The organism is Enterobacter sp. CGMCC 5087, from assembly GCF_003144775.1.
In the GTDB taxonomy this organism is placed as follows: Bacteria; Pseudomonadota; Gammaproteobacteria; order Enterobacterales; family Enterobacteriaceae; genus Enterobacter; species Enterobacter cloacae_M.
On record NZ_QFXN01000308.1, the window covers coordinates 1 to 9,418 of the forward strand.

General features: G+C 52.6%; 10 protein-coding genes. 4 read left to right on the top strand and 6 right to left on the bottom strand.

Annotated elements, in window-relative coordinates; all coding sequences use genetic code 11:
• Nucleotides 1-130 precede the first annotated feature (130 nt).
• On the bottom strand, nt 131-862 hold the full coding sequence (dnaQ, locus tag DEO48_RS25055) for a DNA polymerase III subunit epsilon (protein WP_029739690.1): 732 nt from the start codon (nt 860-862) through the stop codon (nt 131-133).
• 64 nt (nt 863-926) lie between these two features.
• On the opposite strand from dnaQ, the gene rnhA reads away from it, so the two are divergent.
• The gene (rnhA, locus tag DEO48_RS25060) at nt 927-1,394 is read left to right on the top strand and encodes a ribonuclease HI (RefSeq protein WP_023310485.1); all 468 of its coding nucleotides are present in this window, start codon (nt 927-929) and stop codon (nt 1,392-1,394) included.
• Here the strand turns inward: rnhA and DEO48_RS25065 are convergent.
• On the bottom strand, nt 1,391-2,110 hold the full coding sequence (locus tag DEO48_RS25065) for a class I SAM-dependent methyltransferase (RefSeq protein WP_023310484.1): 720 nt from the start codon (nt 2,108-2,110) through the stop codon (nt 1,391-1,393). The genes rnhA and DEO48_RS25065 overlap by 4 nt on opposite strands.
• A 32-nt stretch (nt 2,111-2,142) precedes the next feature.
• On the opposite strand from DEO48_RS25065, the gene gloB reads away from it, so the two are divergent.
• Nucleotides 2,143-2,901 (top strand): hydroxyacylglutathione hydrolase, encoded by a 759-nt coding sequence (gene gloB / locus DEO48_RS25070; RefSeq protein ID WP_109846599.1) that lies wholly within the window; start codon nt 2,143-2,145, stop codon nt 2,899-2,901.
• 68 nt (nt 2,902-2,969) lie between these two features.
• On the top strand, nt 2,970-4,334 hold the full coding sequence (gene mltD, locus DEO48_RS25075; protein ID WP_109846600.1) for a murein transglycosylase D: 1,365 nt from the start codon (nt 2,970-2,972) through the stop codon (nt 4,332-4,334).
• Nucleotides 4,335-4,386: 52 nt separating this feature from the next.
• Here the strand turns inward: mltD and DEO48_RS25080 are convergent, their stop codons facing one another.
• From DEO48_RS25080 to DEO48_RS25090, 3 genes are all read right to left on the bottom strand, one after another.
• A complete protein-coding gene (locus DEO48_RS25080) occupies nt 4,387-5,160 on the bottom strand; it encodes a class I SAM-dependent methyltransferase (RefSeq protein ID WP_109846601.1) in 774 nt (257 codons plus the stop codon).
• Between the two features lie 75 nt (nt 5,161-5,235).
• Nucleotides 5,236-6,036, bottom strand: coding sequence for an endonuclease/exonuclease/phosphatase family protein (locus DEO48_RS25085; RefSeq protein ID WP_024909448.1), 801 nt, complete (start codon nt 6,034-6,036; stop codon nt 5,236-5,238).
• A 136-nt stretch (nt 6,037-6,172) separates the two neighbouring features.
• A complete protein-coding gene (locus DEO48_RS25090; protein ID WP_109846602.1) occupies nt 6,173-7,348 on the bottom strand; it encodes an MFS transporter in 1,176 nt (391 codons plus the stop codon).
• 104 nt (nt 7,349-7,452) lie between these two features.
• Between DEO48_RS25090 and yafC the strand changes: the two genes are divergently transcribed.
• Entirely contained in the window at nt 7,453-8,358 is a 906-nt protein-coding gene (gene yafC / locus DEO48_RS25095; RefSeq protein ID WP_109846603.1) for a DNA-binding transcriptional regulator YafC, read from the top strand.
• A gap of 29 nt (nt 8,359-8,387) precedes the next feature.
• On the opposite strand, the gene dkgB is transcribed toward yafC, so the two are convergent.
• Nucleotides 8,388-9,191, bottom strand: coding sequence for a 2,5-didehydrogluconate reductase DkgB (gene dkgB / locus DEO48_RS25100; protein ID WP_109846604.1), 804 nt, complete (start codon nt 9,189-9,191; stop codon nt 8,388-8,390).
• Nucleotides 9,192-9,418 lie beyond the last annotated feature (227 nt).

The following is a 9,418-nucleotide window of genomic DNA, read 5'->3' on the forward strand; positions in this document are numbered from 1 at the left end:
TGTTCCCGTTTGGGGAACGAGGCGCATATTACGGTGCGCCTCCGATCTCGTCAACGCTTTTTCTCACGTTTTGAATCGTTTGCTGCAAAAATCGCCCAAACGATGATTTTACAGGCATTCAGGCGTTTTTTCAGGCGCGCCACATACAGCTGCCGCCCTTCTTCTGTACCAGATCAAGCCGGGATTCGTGGTTAAGAAGCTCTTCATCACTGGCTAAAACAACCCGCAAGCGACTGGCCTGACGAACAACACGCTGAATGCCCGCTTCGCCTTGCGTCTGCTGGGATTCATTTTCCATACTGAACTTCATTGACGTCTGCCCGCCGGTCATCGTCAGATAGACATCGGCCAGGATCTGGGCATCGAGCAACGCCCCGTGAAGCGTTCGCTTGGTGTTGTCTATCTCATAGCGCGAGCAGAGTGCATCAAGGCTGTTACGCTTGCCGGGGAACATCTTCCTTGCCAGCGCCAGGCTGTCAGTCACCTTACAGAAGGTGTTCGTCTTCGGAATATCACGATTAAGCTTGCTGAATTCATAATCCATAAAGCCGATATCGAACGATGCGTTATGGATGACAAGCTCGGCGCCCTTGATATATTCCAGGAACTCGTCAGCGACATCCGCAAAAGTCGGCTTATCCAGCAAGAACTCATCGGCAATACCGTGAACGCCGAACGCTTCAGGATCCACCAGCCGATCGGGTTTGAGGTAGACGTGGAAGTTGTTCCCCGTAAGACGACGGTTCACCACTTCAACGGCGCCGATCTCGATGATCTTATGCCCTTCGTAGTGCGCGCCGATCTGGTTCATACCGGTGGTTTCGGTATCGAGGACAATCTGGCGAGTAATTGCAGTGCTCATAGCGGTCATTTATGTCAGACTTATCGTTTAACTGAACGTTTCGAATACAGGAAGTCTACCAGAGATGCGTAAACAGGTAGAAATTTTCACCGATGGATCTTGTCTCGGTAACCCAGGGCCCGGCGGCTACGGCGCGATTATGCGCTATCGCCAGCACGAAAAAACCTTTAGCGAAGGCTATTTTCTGACCACCAACAACCGGATGGAGTTGATGGCGGCCATCGTGGCGCTGGAGGCGTTAAAAGAACATTGTGACGTGGTGTTAAGCACCGACAGTCAGTACGTGCGTCAGGGGATCACCCAGTGGATCCATAACTGGAAAAAACGCGGCTGGAAAACCGCCGATAAGAAGCCGGTCAAGAACGTCGATCTCTGGAAACGTCTTGATGCTGCGCTGGGCCAGCACCAGATTAAGTGGGAGTGGGTTAAAGGCCACGCAGGCCATCCGGAAAACGAACGCTGCGACGAACTGGCGCGTGCTGCTGCATCCAATCCCGCACATGAAGATGCGGGTTATCAGCCCGACGCCTAATCGGTTTTTTTGTACTGCCGCGTGGCGCCGACGGTCTGGCGAATGGGCGTTTTCGACTTGCTCTGCTTCATGGGGTTAAGCGTAAGGGGAATAGTTCGCTTACGCGCAACGATAAACTGCAAACAGCCCAATGCGGGGAGATGGGTGCTCAGTACCACGCCCCCCTGCCGCGCCCAGGGCAGCACCTGAAAACCACCATAGCAAAGCACTTCAAAGTTCAGCAATGAAAGCCAGTCGAGCTGGCGCATCATGGTGAACATCCGGCTGTTGTAAGGTGGAGTCCGGCGCAGCACTGGTACTAACTTACGCAGGCCCATCAGGCTTAGCGGATTGAATCCGCTAAGTACCAGCCAGCCGTCATCAATCAGCACGCGATCGGCTTCGCGAAGCAGACGATGCGGATCGCTGCACCAGGGTAGCGTATGTGCGAGCAAACACGCATCGACGGATTTTTCCGCAAACGGCAGATGCAGCGGGTCTGCCTTCACCTGAACCGGCGATCCGCCGAGAGAGACGTTAACCTGATGCGAGATAGCGCAGCTTTCGGTATTGATTTCCGCGCTGAGATTGCCAATCTTAAGCAGGTGAAAGCCATACATTTTCGCGAGCCAGGGCTTCAGCTGCTGTTCTAACGCTTCGCGATAGTATTCACCCCAGGGCAATTCCGCCCAACGTTCCGGTGCTGCGACAGTCTGAGGTATCCTTGCCGGTTTCATCAAAACATCCGCCACGCTCTAAGAGGTAATGTATGAATCTTATCAGTATTCCAGCGTTTCAGGACAATTACATCTGGGTTTTGGTTGACGACGATCGCCGATGCGTCATTGTCGATCCCGGAGAGTCTGCCCCTGTTCTGCACGCCATAAAAGAGAACGGCTGGCAGCCAGAAGCCGTTTTGTTAACGCATCATCATAACGATCACACTGGCGGCGTGCCTGAACTGCGCGCCCATTTTCCGCATCTTGTGGTTTACGGACCGGCAGAGGCACAAGATAAGGGAATCACGCATGTAGTCGAAGAAGGCGAAAATATCCTCATACGCGAGTGGGAGTTTTCCGTATTTGCTACACCAGGTCACACTTTGGGACATCTGTGTTTCTACAGTAAGCCTTATCTTTTTTGCGGCGATACGCTGTTCTCCGGAGGCTGCGGAAGACTGTTTGAAGGTACGCCAGCTCAAATGTATCAGTCTTTACAGAAGATTAACGCGCTACCCGATGAGACACTCATTTGTTGCGCTCATGAGTATACATTAGGAAATATGAAGTTTTCCGTGAGTCTCTTACCCGAGGATCGAGCGATTCAGGATTATTATCACAAAGTGAAGGAGTTACGTGCAAAAAACCAAAAAACACTCCCCGTAATTCTGAAAAACGAGCGCCAAATTAATTTATTTTTACGAACAAATGATATTGATTTAATTAACAAAATTAACCAAGAAACAAATTTGCAACAACCAGAACAGCGATTTGCATGGTTAAGGTCAAAGAAAGATAACTTCAGATAATTGCGGGTTGCCTTTTCAAAATTTCGCCGTTATCATCGCTCGTCTTTTAAGCAACTATTGACACACACATGAAGGCAAAAGCGATATTACTCGCCTCTGTCCTGCTTGTAGGTTGCCAGTCGCAAAACGGCAGCAACGTACAACAGCACGCACAGAGCCTTTCTGCGGCTGGTCAAGGGGAAGCAGGGAAGTTTGCAAGTTCGGCGCGCTGGATGGACGATGGAACATCTTACGCGCAGGATCAAGACTTGTGGACCTCTATTGGCGACGAGCTAAAGATGGGAATTCCGGAAAATCCCCGGATTCGCGAACAGAAACAGAAGTATTTAAGTAATAAGAGCTATCTCCACGATGTAACGTTACGGGCAGAGCCGTATATGTACTGGATAGCCGGGCAAGTTAAGAAACGTAACATGCCTATGGAGCTGGTACTCCTACCCATAGTGGAGAGCGCTTTTGACCCACACGCGACGTCTGGCGCCAATGCCGCAGGCATTTGGCAGATCATTCCGAGCACCGGGCGAAACTATGGTCTGAAACAGACCCGCAACTATGATGCGCGTCGCGATGTTGTCGCTTCAACGACAGCCGCTCTCGACATGATGCAACGTCTGAACAAGATGTTTGACGGCGACTGGCTATTAACGGTCGCAGCGTATAATAGTGGCGAAGGTCGTGTACTGAAGGCAATGAAAGCGAATAAAGCACGGGGTAAATCCACCGATTTTTGGTCGCTCTCACTGCCACAGGAAACAAAGATTTACGTACCGAAAATGCTGGCATTGAGCGATATTCTCAAGAACAGCAAGCGTTACGGTGTACAACTGCCAACACCAGACGAAAGTCGTGCACTGGCGCGTGTTCGCCTCAGCAATCCGGTTGATATTCAACAGGTTGCTGATATGACGGGTATGTCGGTAAGTAAATTGAAAACCTTTAATGCTGGCGTTAAAGGCTCAACCCTGGGGGCAAGTGGCCCGCAGTATGTAATGGTTCCGCAGAAACATGCCGAGCAGTTACGCGAGTCTTTAGCTTCTGGTGAAATCGCCGCCGTTCAGTCAACGCTGATCGCGGATGCATCATCAGTTAACAGCCGCAGCTATAAGGTTCGTTCAGGTGATACGCTTTCGGGCATTGCGTCACGTCTTGGCGTGACGGCGAAAGATCTGCAGCAGTGGAATAACCTGCGCAGCTCTGGGCTGAAGGTGGGTCAGACACTGACGGTGGGTGCAGGTAACAGCGCACAGCGTCTCGCCAGCAACAGCGATAGCATCACCTATCGCGTGCGCAAAGGCGATTCACTGTCCAGTATCGCAAAACGACACGGCGTGAACATCAAAGATGTGATGCGCTGGAATAATGATACTGACAATCTGAAACCGGGCGACCAGCTGACGCTGTTTGTGAAGAACAGCGCCACGCCAGACTCCTGATAACACGATCGAAAGATAAAAAGGCACCGATTCCCCTCGGTGCCTTTTTTGTTTATCCCGCTTTTTGCGCTTCGGCCATGATGGTATCGCTCGTAAATGAGCCATCCGCCTGCAGTTCAAAGTACGCCTTCACCTCTGCGGACGCACTCTCCTGGTAAAGCCTAATTGCCTGGCTTAACGCCTCCGGGGTACGCATACGGGCTATCCAGGAGCTGAACTCCAGCGGTAAGCGGTCTGTAATCAACGCGCGCGCGATCAGCCCCGCTTCAGTGATAAGCGACAACCACTCTCCGCTGGCATAGTTTTGCACGTGTGAGGTATCGCGCAGCGCTTCGACCGTCTGCAGCCAGATATTGCGCACCGGATGTCCAGGGGACATCACATCCATAATAATGAAGATGCCACCCGGCTTCAGAACACGTTTGACCTCGCGCAATGCCTGGCCGACATCGTGCCAGTGGTGCGCGGAGTAACGGCTGATAACCACCTCAAACGACTCATCATCGAACGGTAAGGATTCGGCATAGCCCTGTTGCGTATCGATGTTGTCCAGTCCCTTCGCTTTCGCCGCACCGGCAACAACGTCCAGCATCTGGCTGGATAAGTCATACGCGGTAACGTGAGCGACCTGCTGCGCAGCCGTAAAGCTGGCATGCCCTGCCCCGCAGCCTAAATCCAGCACGTGCGCCTGCGGGAACGCCGCCAGACGTTCACCGAGACGCACCAGATCGCGGCCAGAAGCATGCACGGCGCTACTCAGATAGGCACTTGCCTGAGAACCAAACTGTTTTTCTACATTGTCATGATGGGAGCGTGTTGTTGTCATCGTACTGTCCTTTGTGAGTGAAAAATAAAGGGCAGCACCCGCGCAGGCCTGCCCCACGGCAGACCTGACACACCATTATTTATCAGGTTTGCCGGGACTGAATTCGACTAGTAGAGGGTTATGATCCGAGGCGCGCGTCACCAGAACCGAGGCATCGTGCACGCTCAAACCACGATAGAAGACAAAATCGAGAGGACGACCAAAGGCTTTTTTGCGCTGGTCATCGCTAAAACGAACTTCACGCAGCGACATTTCGCGCGCAAAGCGATACAGCGCATTCATGCGCGGACGGCTCCAGGCATTGAAATCGCCGGCCATAATGATGGGCCCGCTGTGATGGGCAATCTGATCGCCGATCGGAAGTAGCTGCTTACTGTAGACATCCACGCCCAGACTGAAATTTACCGCATGGATATTTACGACCATCAGCATCCGGGTATCCGGCAGCGGATAGACCGTCACCAGCGCCGATTTTGCCAGACGCAGGATAGGTTCACGTTCGCGCAGTGGACAGCAATAAACCGGATGTGCTGCTGAAAGCGTCATCACACCTGAGGGGTGTTGCGGCAGGACAAACGCAGGCACCTGGTCAGCGGCAAGATAGTTCGTGGTGGCAAACCGTACAAGCTCAGGAGTAGTTTGCGCCTCCTGAAGCAGAACCAGGTGGGCATCTTTTCCAAAGTTCTTGAGTACCGATAACCATTCGGCACGCTGCTGCTTAAAGATATTCCACACCAGTACACGGATTTTTTCATCGCTGCTTAACGGCGTGCCGGCGGGTAATGCCTGGCTTATGCTCGCAAATGACCCCGGAGGCAAGATCCTCTCCGCGGGCATTCCGGCAACATAACGCATGGCATAGGTATTTTTTCGCACTTTTGGAAACAGCCTCTGTAACATGAACCAGCCCGGAAAACGGACTGGTTCTAATGTTATAGGGACTTTAGGTCATACTTTCAACGCAATTTCTGAGAAACCGCTTTCCAGTTTTGTAAGCAAGCACTTACTGATGTTACCCCAGCGCCACCCGGGCTGGCTTATCGAGACGTCCACTCAGGCCAATCAGCAGGAAGGCCACCAGGACAATCACCGCGCCAATCCACGGGGTCTGGGCTAATCCAACATGCGCTACGGTTTGCCCACCAATGATGGAGCCCAGCGCGATGCCAATATTAAATGCGGCAATGTTCAGCCCGGACGCCACATCCACCGCATTTGGCGTATAGAGCTCAGCTTTCTGGACAACGTAAACCTGAAGCCCGGGGACATTACCAAAGGCAAAGATCCCCATGACCAGCACAGTGATCAGCGCGGCGTAGTGTGCCGAAGCCGTGAACTGGAAAATCATCAGCAGAACAACCAGGGCGGCGAAGATGAATTTCAGTGCCGGTACCGCACCATGCTTATCCGCAAGCTTGCCGCCCCAGATATTGCCAATGGCAACGGAAATACCGTATCCCAGCAAAATCCAGCTCACGGCATTGGGCGAAAAGCCCGCCAGGTCCTGCATCATCGGCGCCAGGAAGGTGAAAGCGGTGAACACACCACCATAGCCCAGCGCAGTTACCGCGTAGATAATCAGCAAACGCGGATGCGTGAGCACCTTCAGCTGATCGCGCAGGCTGGCGCTTGCCCGGCCTGGAATATTCGACGGTACCAGCAGCAGGCTGGTCACCAGAGCGATGACGCCCAGCAAGGAGACGGCCAGAAACGTTTCACGCCAGCCGAAGTGTTGTCCGATAAACGTTCCCAGCGGTACGCCCGTAACGAGTGCGACGGTCAGCCCACCAAACATGATCGCAATGGCTGAAGCCGCTTTCTCTTTGGGCACCAGGCTGGTTGCAATGGTGGAACCAATTGAGAAGAACACGCCGTGTGCAAGGCCGGTCAACAGACGGGCTATCACCAGCGTGGTGTAGTCCGGTGCCTGCCAGGCCAGAATGTTGCCGGCGGTGAACAGCACCATCAGCGCGACTAACAGCTGCTTACGCGGAAAACGCCCGGTCAGTGCGGTCAGCACTGGCGCCCCGACTGCGACGCCCAGGGCGTAGATTGATACCAGCAACCCCGCAGAGGGCAACGAGATCGCAAGCTGGTTAGCAATAGTGGGAACCAGGCCCACGATAACAAATTCGGTCGTGCCGATTGCAAAGGCACTGATCGTCAGGGCAAGTAGCGCCAGTGGCATAAAATACTCCGTATCATCAGGATTAAGATGACAGGCAGTATGCGCCAGTGCTTAAATAACAAAAATGGTCAAAATATCAATAGAATTTTGCAGGTGGTGCAAAAATGAAAGCAACATCGGAAGAGCTGACAATCTTTGTCGCCGTCGTTGAAAGCGGCAGCTTTAGCCGCGCGGCCGAACAGCTGGGACAGGCTAATTCGGCCATCAGCCGTTCGGTAAAAAAACTGGAGATGAAGCTTGGAGTGAGTCTGCTCAACCGAACGACGCGGCAGCTGAGCCTGACGGAAGAAGGAGAGCGTTACTTCCGCCGCGTGCAGTCGGTACTGCAGGAGATGGCCGCAGCGGAGACGGAGATTATGGAGACCCGCAGCACGCCGCGTGGATTGCTGCGCATTGATGCGGCCACGCCGGTGGTGCTTCACTTTCTGATGCCGCTGATCAAGCCTTTCCGCGAACGCTATCCGGAGATGACGCTTTCTCTCGTCTCCTCAGAGACGTTTATTAACCTCATCGAGCGTAAAGTGGATGTGGCTATTCGGGCGGGGACGCTGACCGATTCAAGCTTGCGTGCCCGCCCTCTGTTTGCCAGCTACCGTAAAATTATCGCGTCGCCACAGTATATTGCTGAACATGGTAAACCGGAGACGGTTGAAGAATTGAAGCAGCATCTGTGCCTGGGCTTTACGGAGCCGGTGTCGCTGAACACCTGGCCTGTTGCCTGTCATGATGGTCAACTTTATGAAATTACCTGCGGATTATCGTCAAACAGCGGAGAGACGCTGAAACAGCTGTGCCTGGAAGGGAACGGGATCGCCTGTTTATCAGACTATATGATTGATAAGGAGATAGCGCGAGGTGAACTGGTGGAGCTGATGGCCGACAGACGTCTGCCGGTCGAAATGCCTTTTAGCGCAGTGTATTACAGTGACAGAGCGGTAAGCACGCGCATTCGTGCCTTTATTGACTTCCTGAGTGAACATATAAAAACAGCTCCCGGAGGAGCTGTGTGAGGGTTCAGGTTACAGAGGGCGGGTCAATCTTAATCCCAGTTTGGGGCTAAACCTTCCGGGCTGACCAGGCGATCGTTGCACTCCAGTGCTGCGATCGCTTTTTTATCGTCAGCATCCAGCTGAAGATCCGTTGCTAAAAGGTTGCTGGCCAGGTTTTCACGCTTAGTTGAAGATGGGATCACGGCATAACCTTCACCCATTGCCCATGCCAGAATCACCTGCGCAGCAGTGGCGTTATGTTTCTCTGCGATACGCGTAATCACTTCATCTTTCAGCGCTTTACCGTAGGCCAGCGTCATGTATGAGGTGATATGGATCCCGTGCTGTTTTGCCCAGTCCACGACTGTGCGGTTTTGCAGGTATGGAGACAGCTCAATCTGGTTGGTCGCAATATTTTCTGCGCCAACAGCGGCAATGGCTTTTTCCATCAGCGGAATGGTGAAGTTGGAGATCCCAATTTCGCGGGTTAAGCCCTGCTTTTTCGCTTCCAGCAGCGCCTGCATGAATTCTTCTACTGAGACTGTATCATTCGGTGATGGCCAGTGGATAAGGGTCAGATCTACGTAGTCAGTACGCAGTTTTTTCAGGCTCTCTTTCAGGCTAGGGATCAGCTTATCTTTGCTGAGATTCTCAATCCAGATTTTCGTGGTGATAAACAGTTCGTTACGCGGTACACCACTCTCTTCGAGAGCTTGTCCAACGGCAGCTTCGTTTTCATAGATCTGTGCCGTATCAACTGCACGATAACCCAGTTCGAGTGCGGTTTTAACCGATGCGATAACAACGTCGTCTTTCAGGCGGAAAGTGCCCAGACCAAATGCAGGGAGAGTCATACTATTCCTCAATCATTATGTTCGTAAACTGAGGAAGATTATCGCTGGCGTTGTTATAGAGAAAAAGAGCGCAAAACGCAGAGGATTTTTGCTAATTTCGCAATAATTAAACGTTAGATAAGAAAAAAGCCCTGAGCGTGAGCTCAGGGCTTTTAATAAGTGGCGGAACGGACGGGACTCGAACCCGCGACCCCCTGCGTGACAGGCAGGTATTCTAACCGACTGAA

Coding starts and splice junctions, on each gene's coding strand:
- dnaQ (WP_029739690.1), bottom strand. CDS start 862: ATGAGCACTGCAATTACTCGCCAGATTGTCCTCGATACCGAAACCACC.
- rnhA (WP_023310485.1), top strand. CDS start 927: ATGCGTAAACAGGTAGAAATTTTCACCGATGGATCTTGTCTCGGTAAC.
- DEO48_RS25065 (WP_023310484.1), bottom strand. CDS start 2,110: ATGAAACCGGCAAGGATACCTCAGACTGTCGCAGCACCGGAACGTTGG.
- gloB (WP_109846599.1), top strand. CDS start 2,143: ATGAATCTTATCAGTATTCCAGCGTTTCAGGACAATTACATCTGGGTT.
- mltD (WP_109846600.1), top strand. CDS start 2,970: ATGAAGGCAAAAGCGATATTACTCGCCTCTGTCCTGCTTGTAGGTTGC.
- DEO48_RS25080 (WP_109846601.1), bottom strand. CDS start 5,160: ATGACAACAACACGCTCCCATCATGACAATGTAGAAAAACAGTTTGGT.
- DEO48_RS25090 (WP_109846602.1), bottom strand. CDS start 7,348: ATGCCACTGGCGCTACTTGCCCTGACGATCAGTGCCTTTGCAATCGGC.
- yafC (WP_109846603.1), top strand. CDS start 7,453: ATGAAAGCAACATCGGAAGAGCTGACAATCTTTGTCGCCGTCGTTGAA.
- dkgB (WP_109846604.1), bottom strand. CDS start 9,191: ATGACTCTCCCTGCATTTGGTCTGGGCACTTTCCGCCTGAAAGACGAC.